Source organism: Paenibacillus sp. GQ49, assembly GCF_059759055.1.
The window spans coordinates 24,258-40,038 of the sequence record NZ_JCAXEL010000019.1 but is presented as its reverse complement, the minus strand read 5'-3'; the positions used below and the strand labels follow the sequence as shown (position 1 = coordinate 40,038).

The window sequence follows — 15,781 nt, the reverse complement described above, 5'->3', positions numbered from 1 at the left end:
GTGTGGAACTCCGCATCCACATGAAATGCGACATGCTTTTGTATATTGTAACACGTGTAATCCAGTTGACTGGTTAAGGATTATTTCTCTATCCATTTTATAGTTTCTTAATTTTATTTTCAAATTTTCGAAGTTGGGCGTTCAAACTTACCGGTCACCAATAATGTGGATGTAGCATAGTATATAATCCATAATCTTCCTTCCAGTTTAATTAGCATTCACGGGGATATCACTTCGATTCACTCGAAGCAATTTCCCTGATGAAGTCGATAACACATCCGGATCGGTACCCAGACCAAAGTAGAAATCACCCTCGTTCTCTTCGAAAGACTTGGCATAGGTGTCCTGGTTAAAACGTAAAATCTCATTCCATGTGGTCAGATCCGTGGATTGGTAGACCCGATTGATATACAGTTTGGCACTTTGGCGAGTGTACGTAAGCACATACACCTTGCCATCACGCAACAGCACATCGGTTGGGAGCGCCTTGGCATCTGGGAGATTAACTCGCCTTGCCTGATTGATGTCGGTCATGACATTCAAAGATTTGGGCAGCAGCTGCCCATCATTAAACACGCCTCCCGCTATATAGAGCAACTTGTTATTAAAGTTAACATTTTTGCCAATTTTATTATAAGGAATCGTGCCCGTTTGATAGGTTAGTCCTGGCAGCATTTTGCTACCATAGATGACAACATCGCGTTTCTCAAGCTTTTCGTTAATCTCCAGGATATTGGTTTTGTCATTCCATATTTTATTGGCAGGATACATCATGCCAGATGCATATAACTTGCCATTAAGATGGAACATGGTATAAGCCCGGAAACCAAACGTATTAATGGTCGCATATTTCTGCCAGGTTTCACCTTCATTATGAGAGATTAGTATGGTTGGTTTGGACTCCGTACCCAGCGCGGCAAACATCTTACCCTGATACGATGCCAGATCGTATACGTGTACACCCAGCGGCAGATTGCGATATTTGGTCCACACCTCTCCATCCAGACGATAGAAGTTACCCAGTTCCCACTTTTCACTATCAGAATCATTGCCAGGAATATATAACTTGTCGTTTAGTACTCTGTAGATATCAATCTGTTCCTCATCCACATACATCTTCGTTGATGGCAAGATGCCCAGGTTGCTGTTAGTCACCGACTGGGTCTTGAATTTTGCATTCGCTGTATCATAATAAATAACTGGAATAGGGCCTGAATTAGGAGCTACGCCCAGATTGCTGCTATTTCCGTGGCCCAAATATATTTTGCCGTTGTACAGTTGCATGTCCCAAACGTTATTAGCATATGGTGTTTTGGTAAAAGGTCTGCCTAGCAGTTCGATCTTCGATGTTACATCCGCTGAACTGATCGGTGCATTCGACACCTTGGCAAGCCCACGTTCCGTCGCAGGGGGTTGACTCGTTGAGGTGGTGTTTTTCGGCTTGGAGTTCCCCATAAGCATCCAGCTCATTCCTGCGACAATGGTCAAAATTACGGCTGTCCATTTTGTATGTCTCTGCATGTCCGCTTCCTCCTTCATTTTTTTTCATGATTACCTTCACACCAAGATGATACAATTTGTATCTTTTTATACTATGTAAAACTACCCGCACATGCAACAAATTCCGCCCTATTTATACAAAAAAAGTAGACAATCACATCTGTTGATGTGCTGTCTACTTTTTCTTACTATCTGTGATTTCTATTCAGCTTTTACCAAAATCTTAACCTGATTTTTCTCTTTCAACAGTGCTTCAAATCCATGCTCTACCACTTCATCCAACGAAATTCGTTTGGTCACCAGCTTGTCAGCCGGGAAGAAACCTTTATCCATCAGACTGATCACCGCCGGGAACACATCGCGATAACCAATAATGCCATTAACTGTACGTTCTTTCATGACAATTGAGTTGGGGTGAATCGGTGCTTCCTGTTCAAAAATACTGACGATCATCAACTCTCCACCAATACGTGTCGAATCGATGGCTTGTTGCAGAACACGTGGAACACCGGTTACTTCATAGGCTACGTTAACGCCACCTTGTGTACGTTGATGGATCTCTTCCACGACATTAAACTGCATTGGATCAATCACAATGGCACCGAGCTCTTCGGCTTTTGCTTTCCGTTCATCCGATAACTCCACCACATAAATATCTGACGCTCCCGAAGCTTTAAGCGCTTCAATGACCAGTAGTCCGATTGGGCCTGCGCCAAACACGGCTGCCGTATCTCCCACTTTCAGTTTGCTTTGGCGCACAGCGTGAAGTGCTACAGCTGAAGGTTCAACCAACGCACCTTGCTCATACGAGATTGAATCCGGAATGGCATGTACCATGTTTTCTGCAGCAGTTACATACTCGGAGAATCCTCCTCCGCCTCCAGCGAGTCCGAGGAAACCCATCTGATCGCACAGATTGTATCTGCCCTGTTTACAAGCTTCGCAGTGTCCACATGCATAGATGGGTTCTACCACAACACGATCGCCCGCCCTGAAACGTGTAACACCTTCCCCTACTTCAACCACCTGTCCTGAGAATTCATGCCCCATAACTATAGGCGCTTGTTCCCCTGTTAGCGGATGCGGTGCTTGAGCCGGAATGAAGATTGGACCTGCTGTGTACTCGTGCAAATCACTGCCGCAGATACCGCACCATTCCACTTTTATTTTGACCTTCCCTTCTTCAGGGTGAGGTTCATTAATATTTTCGAGACGTAAATCTTTGACTCCATGCCAACGTAATGCTTTCATTCATTTCATCTCCCAGATCATAAGTTTTGATATAATCGGAAACGTTTCCGTAAATTAAATATGTCACATTTTAGATACACTGTCAAACATATTTCTCTACTAATATGTCTATTTCGTGATCATATCGAGTTCACTTTAAGAATGCTTATACTATAATTCAAGTGATTTTAGCAGTATTACAAACGATGTAATCCTTGTCATTAACATATATTATGGAAAATATTATTGTAGTCCTATTGAAATTTAATCAGGCCTCGCTATAAATCTGGTCCTTTCATGGGATACTTCATTGTTCAAATGTTATAATCAAGTTATATACCTATCGTGAAGTTCTTACATATTCCTAATAATTCGGAATCGTTTCCGATAAAGTGAGGTAACTGTACATTGAAGAAAGAACAGAAACTTACGATCAAGGACGTTGCAGAGCGTGCCGGCGTGGGCATCGCTACCGTATCCCGGGCCATCAACAATTCAGAAGGCATCAGCAGTAAAACACGGGATAAAGTGATGCAGGCCATTGAAGAACTGGGGTTTGTACCCAACACCTCGGCACAGAGTCTGAAAATCCGGCAAACGCACCAGATCGCTCTTGTTGTACCCGACATACGTAACGCCATCATTCCGGAAATCTCCTGGTCTGTAGAGCAAACGGCGAAGCAGCATGGGTACCATGTCGTGCAGATCAATACGGCAGGCAATGCCAGAACGGAGCTTGAAACCATTCGTAATGTCAAAAAATTGCATGTGGACGGACTGATCTTCATGCCTCTGGCGTACCCCAAAACGTTACCCGGACTGATTGATAAAGCGCCGCTCCCTATCTCCATGATTAATTACGGCAAAAAACTGGAACCGGGCATAAAGGCAGATATCGTCTCTCTCTCTCAACCTGAAGGCAAACTGGTGATGGAACATCTGTTCAAGATCGGCCGGACTCGAATCGCTTATGCGGGAGCACCGAAGGACATTATTGAAGAACGCTTTCGTGCGTATGAGCAAGCTGTAGGCCATGTGGACATTTCTCTCGTCTACTTTGGTGAGGACTTTTCATTAAATACAGGCGCCAATGCTGCAGATTATTTCTATGGACTTACGCATATGCCAGATGCGGTCTATGCCATTAATGATATGGTTGCCATCGGATTGGTTAATCGGTTCAAGGAGTTAGGGGTTCGTGTACCTGAAGATGTGGCTGTTGTGGGTGTGGATAACAATCAATGGACGACCGTCACGTCTCCTCAGATTAGTTCCGTGTCCATTATGGGCGAAGAAGTCGCCAGACTTGCTACTGAGCTGTTGTTAAAACGAATTCGGGAGATGAATACGACCGATTACGAACACATCCAATTTGAACCGCGCTTAATCGTTCGTGAATCAAGCGTCACCATGATTCATTCCTCCCAGCGAGGACCGCACAGTTAAGCTTGGTGAGAGGGATGGGTCACCAGGATAGGATGTATTTTACATCCGTCCCTTCATTTGTTTTCTACACAGATATACTAAAAAGGTGTTGCTCAGGTCTAACTTTTTCCTGGCATCACCTTATTTATCGTTGATTCGATATAACTATAGCAGAGTCATACTCCGCATACGTTCATTCTAAGAAAGCAGTTGCCTGATTGGTGTTCCCTTCAGGAACATCGCTATATTCTCTACGGTATGATTATAATAGATTTCATAATTGCCACGAGTCACATAACCCAGATGCGGTGTGGCCAGAACGTTGGGCAATGTTCGCATCACATGGTTAACTGGCAGCGGTTCCTGCTCATATACATCCAGACCTGCACCAGCAATCACACCACGCTGCAATGCCTCCACCATAGCTTCCTGATCGACAATGCCCGCTCGTGACGTATTGATGAATAGCGCACTCGACTTCATTAGTTGAAATTCGGCTTGTCCGATCAGATTCCGCGTACGATCACTTAATACCAGATGAATGGATACGATGTCGCTCTGTGCAAGCAATTGCTCCTTGGTCTCGGACCAGATGACACCATGTTTTTCGGCTTTCTCTTGTGTTAGATTCTCGCTCCAGGCCATCACGTTCATACCAAATGCTTGTGCGATCTCAGCCATGCGAGTACCTATCTTGCCCAAACCGATCAATCCAAGTGTTCTCCCATGCAAATCCAACCCTACTGTGCTCTGCCAGTTTCGATTGGAGCGAAGTGCATTATTTTCCGTAACCAGTTGTCTGGAGAGCCCCAGAATCAGTGCCCATGTAAGCTCCGTCGGCGGATTAGAGCTTCCCTCGGTTCCACACACAATGATCCTGTTCTTCTCTGCAGCCTTGAGATCTATCGACGCGTTGCGCATACCACTTGTAATCAGAAGTTTTAGCTTAGGGAGCTGCGAAATGACCTTTTCTGGAAACGGTGTACGCTCCCGCATCAGCACCACAATATCAAAATCCTGCAATTCTTGTATGACTTTTTCTTCCGAGCCCATATAGTTGTTGAATGTCTGAATCTCCACCTGATCCATCAACGGACCCCAGTCCGCCGACGTCAGCGCAACGTTCTGATAGTCATCCAAAACGGCACAGCGCAACTTTGTATTCATTCCTGATCTCCTCCTATATCTGCTCACTTCTTAAATATATTGTAGCAACTCCGCATCACTTTAAACAGAATAATTCCCTATTAATGTAACAAAGACAACGTAACCTGGATGCTCTGCTCTACAAATAAGCGGTCCGGTCCTGATTTCATCAGAACAGTCAGTCCAATCATGGATACAACCAGAGACTGTGCGACCGCACTCGCGTTCATGTCAGTGGACAACTCCCCGCTCTGTTGCCCTCGTTCTATCGTTTCTTTGAAAAGAACACCCAGGTACATCTGATGCTCCCGTGTAAGGACAGCGAATTTGGGATCATGTGGAGCCAGCTCAACCATCGTATTAATGCAAAAACAGCCATGACTAGGCTCGGTCACACTCCCCTCTGCTCCAATATGTTCAAACAATCCACGAAAGGCTTCCCGCACGGAGGAGCCCTGTTGAAGTCTGGCTCTGACTTGAGCCGCGTGCTGAGTGGTATACCTGCGAAGTGCTGTTTCAAATAATTCCTTTTTATCGCCAAAAGCCGCATACAGACTGGGACGTTGTATGCCCATTGCGGTCGTCAAGTCATTTAAAGATGCCGCTTCGAACCCTTTGTCCCAAAACGTATGCATCGCTGCATCAAGTGCTTTATCCGTATCAAATTCCCGTTGTCTAACCATACAATTCACCTCTTTATGTATCGATCAGTATGTTTATATATTTTAACCTCACTCTTATTACAAAGTCAAAACCTAATAACCGGAAAGGAGTTTTTAGCTATAAATGAATCGAAAAATCTGGAATAGAAGCGATCGGATAATTATTTTGTCGTCATATTCTCTGGGTAAATAACCTTCAGTTTAAATCTCACCCATTTCTCTGTTGACAGAATTCACGCAAATAAAGTATGGTTATCCCGAAACATAACATACCAATCAGTACAAAATAGAAAGGTGACATCCATTTATGCAAACTTCATCTCCAGATGCACAATTACCCAATAAGGATCGTCCTGCCATGTCACGGTTAGTTGCTCTTCTTTTTGCCGTGTGCAGCGGACTTGCGGTCGCCAATATCTATTATGCTCAGCCTTTGCTGGACTCCATCGCTCAAGAATTCAGCCTCTCTCCATCATCCATAGGGATTGTCATCACAGTGACTCAAATATGTTATGCCTTGGGGCTGTTCCTTCTCGTTCCGCTTGGGGACCTCTTAAACCGACGCAAGTTGATCATCATCCAAATGCTCTTATCCGTACTTGCACTGGTTGTGGTAGGAACCTCACAATCCAGCTCACTTTTATTCACGGGCATGGCTGTCGTTGGTTTATTAGCAGTCATTACACAAACGCTCGTTGCCTTTGCTGCACACTTGGCAGCCCCTTCCGAACGTGGTCGCATTGTCGGGCAGGTAACCAGCGGAATCGTCATTGGCATTTTACTTGCACGAACGGTTGCAGGTACGCTGAACGATTGGCTCGGGTGGAGATCGGTATATCTCTTCTCCGCCAGCCTTACATTACTCGGAATTGTCGCCTTATTTTTTGTTCTCCCAAGGCAACAATCCCCACAAGTGAAACAAAGCTATATCCAATTACTCGGTTCCGTCTTGCAACTGTACCGTGAGTTGCGTGTGTTACGAGTACGAGGTGTGCTGGCCATGCTGATTTTTACAGCCTTCAGCATCTTATGGACTTCTATGGTACTGCCACTAAGTAGCCCTCCACTGTCCCTGTCTCATACAGTCATAGGTGCATTCGGTCTCGCAGGAGCGGCGGGAGCATTGGCTGCTGCCCGTGCAGGTAAACTTGCCGACCGGGGACTTGGGCAGAAAACAACCGGTGTTTCCCTTGTCATTCTGCTCTTGTCCTGGCTACCCATCGGTTATATCCATCATTCTCTCTGGTTTCTGATCCTGGGCGTTATCCTGCTCGATCTCGCCGTGCAGGCCATACATGTTACCAACCAGAGCCTGATCTACGAAGTTCGCCCCGAAGCGCAGAGCCGCCTGACGGCAGCTTATATGATCTTTTATTCCATCGGCAGTGCAACCGGCTCCATCGTTTCTACCCAAGTGTATGCATGGGCGGGCTGGACAGCCGTTTGCTGGTTAGGTGCTGGCGTTAGTGCAGCAGCCCTTGTGTTCTGGATGATCGATCGTTATATGCATCGGAATCTCGATCGTTGAATTAGTCCAGTTTATCCCACACCACAATAAAAAGAGTTGCCAACGGACCAAATAACAGGGAAATCAGAAACCAGTTCCGACCACTTCTGTTTTTTCCCTGGGCCAGTCCGGCATTAATCAAGGCAAGTGTGCCCCAACCTACAAAATATTCATTATCCATCAAATGTCTTCTCTCCTTTATCCCTCAATTCTGGCTACTGCTCAAGCATATCTTTGAGCTTACGATTACGATCCTCCAAAAATGCCTGCATGTATCTCTTCAGCACAAGTCGCTCCGTTGCCCATCCCAGTAATCCAAGTGGAGCTTCGAATCGAAGTGTGTCTCTCATGCAAGTCATCTGATCCCCAATTACGCTGAAATGATGTTCATGTCGCATGCTCTTGAAAGCCCCTTTCTCCATCTGATCCACAAAGAGGAAAGGTCGTTCAAACTGCACGATCCGGGACTTCAGCTTCTGTCTGACACCAAAATGAGTAGCCTGAAATGTAACTGTATCCCCTGCTCCAATTCTTCCTGTGGTTACTCCTGCGACTGCTCGCTCTCTCGTATGTTGCCATACGGTCTGAGTATGCATATCAATATCCCGGGCATAGTCAAAACACCGTTCAATCGAGGCATGTATTGTAATCTCGGTTGTCACTTCAATCATGGCGATCACTCCTTAGCAGGAAAAATAAGGTCTTTGCAAAGTATACGCTTGCTTCCTTAGTCGAACAACACATCTAGGATGATATAACAAAAAACGGGTCCCCTGTCTTCGTACAGGAGGCCCGTCCTCAATATAAGTAAGGAATACAGATCATATTTAGATTAAATAAGCAATTCATCAATGGCAAGCGTACGCTCTTTGGAGAGATCGCGATATTCTTCAGACTCCACTTTGATGAGTGGTTTGAAAATATCGGACGTATTGTTCATGACAATCACACCTTTTTCTCCATTGCTGAGCAGTACCTGTTTCCCGATGAAATTAGGAAGCAAATGTTGCATCAATGCCTGAACCGGTTTTTCATTCAATTTACCAAATCCCATTCCATAGATATCTCTAAGGTTGTTGATCAGATTTGGATTGCTTCCTCCGTGATTCCCGGATCTCATGCCTATATAGATATCCGCTACAGATACAATCTGTGTATATGGATGAATTTCACTTTTCTCAAGTTGCATCGGATAACCCGACCCATCTTCCCGCTCGTGATGCTGCAAAGCAACCAGTGCTGTCGCTTCATCCGTCATCGAATTTTTGATAATTTCATGGCCATATATAGTGTGACGCCGCATTTCAAGCTGCTCATCCGCCGTCAACGGTTCTGTTTTGTTCCGAATCCGGTGGGATACTTTGCACTTTCCAATGTCATGCAGATAACCACCGCGACTAATCTGATAACTCTCCTTCTGAGAATATCCAAGCCAATTCGCAAGGTAGAATGACAACAATCCTACCTGGATTGAATGTGTATAGTTATTGACGTCATCCCGCTCCAGCATCATCAGGAGATGAACGACATCTTTCTGCTCATCCAGTCCCTCAACCATCGGTTGCAGTGCATCATCCACCATGGTGGCGTTGAACTTGCCAACGGTCAGAGCTTCGAGAAAAGCATTTTGATAATTATGTACAGTCTGAATAAATTGGGACTTCAGCTCTTCTTCAGGCGGTTCTTCCTTCGTAGTTATCCCCGAAGCATGCTTTGCGGCTGCTGCAAAAAATTCTGCTTCAGTGATTTCCTCTTCGCGTGATTCAATATCTACATAATCTACACGGTGCTGCATAAGCAAGGAGATATCCTCACCTTTGATCACAGTTCCCTTCCCGAGAACGTGTAATCCTGCATCGCTGAATGTATCCGCAGTTAGACGGTCTCCGTCTTGCAGGTTCATAATATGGATTCTCAAATCGGTATTCCCCCTGAACAATTCATTATAGTAACAGCACCCAACGGAACGGGGCCACAAAAATACCTATACTCTTTATATCGTTATAATTCTTCATTTCATACATAGTTCAAACGACCTTAATCGAAAAGGTAAATACGAACGTATAAGACTTTATCCTCACTCCAATATCCAGATTAGTCCCGGTTTTAAACTTTTACACACTTTTGTGTCCGTCCCCGTATCAGAGTATGCCAAAGAAGTTCAAACGCTCCGTTTGAACTTCTTCAAGACATCTCACATTAGATTTTGATCGAAGCCAGACTTGCCCCTTTAACAAATAAACGTTCAATGCTCTTCTCCACCGAAGCATCGGGAATCAGCGGCGGTGCCTGATGAGGTTTGGTACGCGCATCAATAATCACCTGATCACAGCCCCAATGCTTGTGGTCATATCCGCTATTAACCCCGTACATGTCATGTGAAGGGTTGCTGCGAGTAAAGGTGGCCCATAAGAAGTTGCTGAGGTTAGCACTCAGGAATGAACTGTCGTCACATAGAATGATCATTGGACACGAGTCCAGACCTCCCTGTTCTTTCAATAGAGACGTGAATGCTTGCATCTCCTGTGCTGTATCCGCATAACTCGTAAAGGCCGATGTCTGGATCGAAACGATACCCGGCATGATGAGCTGCGGATTCTCATAACCGCGAATGTTTTTCAAAGACTCCGGAACTTCCGTGCACAACTCTCGAACCTTGTCGCCATACGCTGCAAAAACGACCTTGCTACCGCTGTTCAGTCCTGTACCCGAGTAATCCAGTGTATCAATCGTTGTATGGGTATGGAAATGAATATCCCGCTGCATATCCATACGCTCCAAGATATAGGTCAGGAATTCAACTTCCTTGTGGGTATCCAGAGGTTGCTGATCCTCAGCAGTAATAAACAGGTACTTCGCCAGACTGAGCTGACCCGTACCCAAAATGCGATTAGCAATCGTGAGCAACTCTGTCGGCTGCTTCACAGCCTGATACGGCGTGTAACGTTCACTTCCGATTGCGAACAACAATGGATGGACCCCTGCCGCATCGACCGCATGCACTTCTTTGACACCCGGAATTTCCTGTTTGATCGCGTCTCCTGTAATCTCATGAATCAAATCACCAAAAGCCGTATCCTCTTGCGGTGGTCGACCAACAACCGTAAACGGCCAGATGGCATTCGGTTTGGCATAGACTTTATGCACACGCATTAGCGGGAATTCATGCGTCAGACTGTAGTAACCCAGATGATCACCGAACGGCCCTTCGGGTTTTGTCTCACCTGGGTAGATATCACCCGTGATGACAAAATCTGCATCATTACTGATGCAATATCCGTCCTTGTAACTGTACCGAAAGCGACGTCCAGCGAGCAAACCGGCAAATGTCATCTCACTAAGTCCTTCAGGCAAAGGCATAACCGCTGAAAGTGTATGTGCAGGTGGACCCCCAATGAAAATACTCACTTTCAGTGGTTCTCCTTTTTTCACCGCTTTGGCTTGATGTATACCAATTCCGCGATGAATCTGATAATGTAATCCAATTTCCTTGTTCATTTCAAAATCATTGCCATCCAGTTGAACCCGGTACATCCCCAAGTTTGAATTCATGATACCTGGCTTATCTGGATCTTCGGAATACACCTGCGGCAACGTCACAAATGCCCCACCGTCCATAGGCCAGTGTTTGATGAGCGGCAGATCCGAGATTTGAATCTCTTGCGCGGACACCGGCAGGCTTATAGATTTCTGTTTTGGCAGCGCCTGCCACGCAGCAAGACCTGTGCGCACATGCTGAAATGGCGTCTTAAGCGCCTTCATGGGATCGTCACGAACAGCCATGACCCGTTGTACGCCTTCCAGCGTACCGCGGAACATGAATTTGCTTCGTTCCACCGTACCGAACAGATTCGACATAGCCTGGAACTTTGAGCCTTTTACATTTTCGAATAACAACGCAGGGCCTTTAGCCTCGTGCACTTTCATGTGGATCGCTGCCATCTCCAGATGAGGATCAACCTCTTCTTTGACCCGAATCAAATGACCATGCTGCTCCAGATCGTTAATACAATCTTCCATATTGCGATATTTCATTGGATGGCTCCATTCTCTGTATGATTAAATTAATTAAGTTCATAGATTCACATAACGTCTCTTCTATTTTATCAAATGATCCACTGCTAAACAAAACTATATGTGAAATTTTGTCGCGAATACAGATATCAAAAAAAGCAATCTGGCAGCAATCTGAATCCTGAACGCACAGGGACCGATTGTTTCCATATTGCTCTCTCTGTTCTGGCTTGCCTTAAGGTGTAATGGTCGATCTGGGGATCGTGACAATAAACTGTGTACCTTTTCCTACTTCGCTCTCTACATCAATTGTACATTGATGCAATTTCAAGATTTTAATGACAATGGACAACCCTAATCCATTCCCTCGAAGTGAGCTGCTCCGCGCTTTGTCCACCATGTAGAATCGATCAAAGATATACGGGAGAGCTTCCTCAGGTATTCCTTGTCCAGAATCTCTAATCAATACCTTCACAAATGAAGATGGCGTCTCAATTTCGACATGAATGGTACCTTGTGGACCGGTGTATTTGATCGCATTGTTTATTAAATTCTGCCAGACCTGATCAAACAAATCTTTGTCCACTGTGATCTCGCAGGGCAACAAGTCCAGTTCGATCTGTATGTCCTTCTGTGACCACTGCGGCTCCGCCAGTAAGATCGCCCTTCTTAATTGTTCATCTACCTGGAATGTGGTGAAATGAACCGGATGATGCTCCGAATCCAGCGAGGCTAGCCGAAGCAGATTATCACTGAGCCTCGATAAGCGCAGCGTTTCCTCATAGATAATATCCAAATGCTCTTTCTGCTCTTCTAGAGGAATAACACCATCTTGTAGTGCTCTGGTAAATCCCCTGATCGAAGTGAGCGGAGACTGCATTTCATGAGAGACGTTGCTGACAAAGTCATCACGAACCGAATCGATTTTTTGCAACTCACTGGCCATATGATTAAAACTCTCCATCAGTTCGCCAAACTCATCCTGATTATTATGTTTCAGACGGACCGACAGGTCTCCTGAGGACATCTCCTTCGCTGCAACCGTTAATCTCTTAATTGGTTTCACAATGTAACCGGACATGAACAGGATTAATAAACTACCAATCACCAGAACCGTTAACAGTGAGGTTAAGAGCGTGTTTCGCAGTGTATGAAAAAGAGAGGAGAAATCGCTTTGAATCAGAAATGTGCCAATCCCCTCGTTTGTTCCGGGAACACCTATGGTCGCGATTCCATCTTTACTGGATATAAACATTGCATCGGTTGTACCTTCCTCAAATAACGAATGAACTTTGTCCTCTGGCAAGGAAGATAATACTTCACTTTGTTCATTCACAGGAGTGATATTTAAGCCGTAGCGAGCAAAAATATCCAAGCTTGATTTCACTTTTTCCGGATCATCGATCAGGTTAATCAGTGTAGCGAGATCTTGAGCAAAAGTAACCATAAAACGATTCGGTGTCTTTTCCTGGGACCCGTTATTTATCATAAAGGAGAGAATTAAACTCACCAGAACAATCCCGATAAACGTAGCTACGATACGAAGTCGCAGGCTTTTCCTAAACATTTTCATGCCCGCTCCAGCCGATAACCGAGTCCTCTTATCGTTGAGATCACTAGCTCAGGTACAGGTTCAAGGCGTTCCCTTAACCGTTTGATATGTACATCAACCGTACGCTCATCTCCTTCGTAATCGATGCCCCATATGTCATCTATAAGCTGTGTACGTGTGAATATTTTCCCTGGCGAACTCGCCAGAGAAAATAACAATTCACATTCCTTCTTTTTCAATTCGATAGTTTGTCCGTCCGCAATGACCATCAGATTGCCCAAATCAATCGTTACACCGCTGATCTGAATCATGTTTGATGAACTTTTGTTATATCGTTTCAGTAACGATTTTACACGTAAGATTAACTCCACAGGATCAAAGGGTTTAACCAGGTAATCGTCTGACCCGGCGTTAAATCCTCTGACTTTGTCCTTGGATTCTCCCTTGGCAGTCACCATCAGGATCGGAATATCCAGATAAGACCGAATATCTTCCGTCAGTTCAATGCCGTCTATTCGCGGCATCATCACATCCACAATCGCCAGATCAACTTTCGTATGCGAGAGGATATCTAACGCTTCTTGACCGTCTGGTGCTTCCAGCACGGAGAATTGATTCTTTTCAAGATAAATTCGGATTAATTTGCGGATATGGGAATCATCGTCCACCACCAGAATTGTGTTCATGTAACCATTATCCTTTCCGCAATTGGTTTTATTCGTATCGTAGGGATTCCATCGGGTCCAGCTTCGCCGCTTTTGATGATGGCATCAAACCGGCCACGATACTAATTCCTGTACTTACCACGATACCAAACAAGATATAATATCCCGAGAGATTAATGAGTTTGGCTCCAAACGCATTGTCCAGTAGAATATTTAATACATAACTGATGATCACTGCAAAGACCACCGCAATAATACCACTAAATACGCCTAATAAAGCAGATTCGGAGAAGAATATTCGCTTGATATCTTTCTTTCTTGCTCCAATCGCCCGAAGAATTCCGATCTCTTTTGTCCGTTCCACGACACTAATATAGAGTACAACCAATATCATAATACCAGATACGATCAACGAAATGCCTGCAATACCCGCGAGTACAATAGAAGCCATACTTACATATGTCGTGATATTCTCCATAACTTTGGCCATCTGAGAGCCTGCGAAGCCAGCATCTACAGCAGCTTCATTGATATCATTTACATATTTCATATCGGTTGCATAGGCGTTAACCTGAATCGGTCCGATTGTTATTCCTTTGTCCGTATACATCTGCTCCAGCGTCCCTGATGAGATGTATCCAGGGGATTGTTGCATTGGAGATCGTTGATCTGCTGCTTCATAGATCCCTGAGATCGTTACTTCTTTCTCCAAAGTTACCGGTTTATTATTGCTATCCATCTCGTTGATATATAGAAACACAGACTTGCCGATCATGGATTCAGCTTGGTCATTTCCGCTTAATTTATTTGCTGTATCAAGGGGTACTAACATTTCATTTTCTGCCGGCAGAACACCCGTTGTTATCAATGCTGGATCAAAAGCATCCGTTAACGTTGTTAACTGCGTGAGTCCAACACTTTGTTTTTCATTCACCATAGTCGATTGGCCTGTAATGGTCGTAATTGTCTCTACATGATCTACATTAGGGAAATTGCGAATTGTCTCGATATCCTCTTTGGTAAACGGTTCACCTGTCGCCATCAAGGCTTCGGGGCCTTGCATGTCTTTGGCTTCTTCACTTGGCTTTGTTATATCCACGAGCAAAGGGTCCATACTTGAATTGATTTCGTCATTCATATACGTGGTTATTCCATTCCCCAAGGAGAGCATCAGGAGTACACTTAATATACCTATAGATCCACCCAAAGCTACCAGGACATTACGCTTGGCGTTGAGTTTCATATTTTTGAGTGCCATGTTGAATGAAGCAAGCAGACCCAAACTGCGGGAAGAATCCTGACCACTCTCGTAAACAGCCGTAGAAGGATCTTTCAGGTGAATATCATCACTAATACGCCCCTCTTCAACCTTCACAATACGTGTACCGGAGTGAGCGACTTTCTGCGAGTGAGTTACGGCAATCACCAGCATTCCCTTTTTGGCTATACTGTCGAGCAGAGCGAGGATTTGATCTCCGTTTTCCCTATCCAGAGCACCCGTCGGTTCATCTGCAAGAATAATATCCGGATTGTTGGATAACGCCCGTGCGATGGAAACCCGTTGCTTCTGACCGCCGGATAACTGGTTGGGACGTTTGTTCAGATGATCTTTCAGTCCCACCTCTGTCAATATATCTACGGCACGTTGGTTCCGCTCCTTCTCATTGGTATCCGTCATTTGCATCGCAATCGTCACATTTTCGAGGACAGACAGATGCGGGATCAGATTGAAATTTTGAAAGACAAAGCCGATATTATTCTTTCGATAATCATCCATTTCCTTCTCTGTCATGGCACTTAAGTTCTTTCCACGAACAACGACATCCCCTTCATAATCGGAGTCCATGCCACCAATGATATTCATCAGCGTTGACTTACCGCAGCCAGATTCGCCAAGGATGGAGACAAATTCCCCTGTCTCAAAACTCAGGTTCAAACCGTGGAGTACCGGGACTCTTTCTTTTCCATATAAGGTGTATGATTTCTTCACATTTTTAACTTCCAGTATTTTCATATGGATCTCTTCCTCTCCTGATCATGCACGATATCTATCTATTTGATGTTCATATCGTAACAAATC

The 15,781-nt window shown here is 44.8% G+C and carries 13 protein-coding genes; 2 read left to right on the top strand and 11 right to left on the bottom strand.

The features are described from left to right. Window positions 1-207: 207 nt before the first annotated feature. Together AC6CIF_RS25120 and AC6CIF_RS25115 are read right to left on the bottom strand one after the other, a co-directional pair. Window positions 208-1,521, bottom strand: coding sequence for a hypothetical protein (locus tag AC6CIF_RS25120; RefSeq protein WP_498201979.1), 1,314 nt, complete (start codon window positions 1,519-1,521; stop codon window positions 208-210). Between the two features lie 180 nt (window positions 1,522-1,701). Then, window positions 1,702-2,751 carry a 2,3-butanediol dehydrogenase gene (locus AC6CIF_RS25115; protein ID WP_498201978.1) on the bottom strand — a complete coding sequence of 350 codons (1,050 nt, stop codon included), beginning with the start codon at window positions 2,749-2,751 and terminating at the stop codon, window positions 1,702-1,704. Window positions 2,752-3,138: 387 nt separating this feature from the next. Here AC6CIF_RS25115 and AC6CIF_RS25110 point away from each other — a divergent pair, with 387 nt between their 5' ends. Beyond that, entirely contained in the window at window positions 3,139-4,176 is a 1,038-nt protein-coding gene (locus tag AC6CIF_RS25110; protein ID WP_498201977.1) for a LacI family DNA-binding transcriptional regulator, read from the top strand. Window positions 4,177-4,353: 177 nt separating this feature from the next. Here AC6CIF_RS25110 and AC6CIF_RS25105 read toward each other — a convergent pair whose 3' ends face one another. Continuing rightward, complete coding sequence (locus AC6CIF_RS25105) at window positions 4,354-5,322, bottom strand: D-2-hydroxyacid dehydrogenase family protein (protein WP_498201976.1); 969 nt, start codon at window positions 5,320-5,322, stop codon at window positions 4,354-4,356. Window positions 5,323-5,402: 80 nt separating this feature from the next. Beyond that, window positions 5,403-5,984 (bottom strand): TetR/AcrR family transcriptional regulator, encoded by a 582-nt coding sequence (locus AC6CIF_RS25100; protein WP_036670661.1) that lies wholly within the window; start codon window positions 5,982-5,984, stop codon window positions 5,403-5,405. 286 nt (window positions 5,985-6,270) lie between these two features. On the opposite strand from AC6CIF_RS25100, the gene AC6CIF_RS25095 reads away from it, so the two are divergent. Next, the gene (locus AC6CIF_RS25095) at window positions 6,271-7,491 is read left to right on the top strand and encodes an MFS transporter (protein WP_498201975.1); all 1,221 of its coding nucleotides are present in this window, start codon (window positions 6,271-6,273) and stop codon (window positions 7,489-7,491) included. 1 nt (window position 7,492) lies between these two features. Here the strand turns inward: AC6CIF_RS25095 and AC6CIF_RS25090 are convergent, their stop codons facing one another. From AC6CIF_RS25090 to AC6CIF_RS25060, 7 genes are all read right to left on the bottom strand, one after another. Further along, on the bottom strand, window positions 7,493-7,654 hold the full coding sequence (locus AC6CIF_RS25090; protein ID WP_237175782.1) for a hypothetical protein: 162 nt from the start codon (window positions 7,652-7,654) through the stop codon (window positions 7,493-7,495). A 31-nt stretch (window positions 7,655-7,685) separates the two neighbouring features. Beyond that, window positions 7,686-8,141 carry an SRPBCC family protein gene (locus AC6CIF_RS25085; protein WP_498201974.1) on the bottom strand — a complete coding sequence of 152 codons (456 nt, stop codon included), beginning with the start codon at window positions 8,139-8,141 and terminating at the stop codon, window positions 7,686-7,688. Window positions 8,142-8,302: 161 nt separating this feature from the next. Then, window positions 8,303-9,388 carry an HD-GYP domain-containing protein gene (locus tag AC6CIF_RS25080; protein ID WP_498201973.1) on the bottom strand — a complete coding sequence of 362 codons (1,086 nt, stop codon included), beginning with the start codon at window positions 9,386-9,388 and terminating at the stop codon, window positions 8,303-8,305. Between the two features lie 281 nt (window positions 9,389-9,669). Continuing rightward, window positions 9,670-11,505: a UbiD family decarboxylase gene (locus tag AC6CIF_RS25075; protein WP_498201972.1), complete on the bottom strand. Its 1,836-nt coding sequence runs from the start codon at window positions 11,503-11,505 to the stop codon at window positions 9,670-9,672. Window positions 11,506-11,719: 214 nt separating this feature from the next. Then, window positions 11,720-13,051: a sensor histidine kinase gene (locus tag AC6CIF_RS25070; protein ID WP_498201970.1), complete on the bottom strand. Its 1,332-nt coding sequence runs from the start codon at window positions 13,049-13,051 to the stop codon at window positions 11,720-11,722. A gap of 2 nt (window positions 13,052-13,053) precedes the next feature. Next, window positions 13,054-13,722: a response regulator transcription factor gene (locus AC6CIF_RS25065; protein WP_076327861.1), complete on the bottom strand. Its 669-nt coding sequence runs from the start codon at window positions 13,720-13,722 to the stop codon at window positions 13,054-13,056. A gap of 28 nt (window positions 13,723-13,750) precedes the next feature. Next, window positions 13,751-15,715 (bottom strand): ABC transporter ATP-binding protein/permease, encoded by a 1,965-nt coding sequence (locus tag AC6CIF_RS25060; protein WP_498201969.1) that lies wholly within the window; start codon window positions 15,713-15,715, stop codon window positions 13,751-13,753. Between the last annotated feature and the right edge of the window lie 66 nt (window positions 15,716-15,781).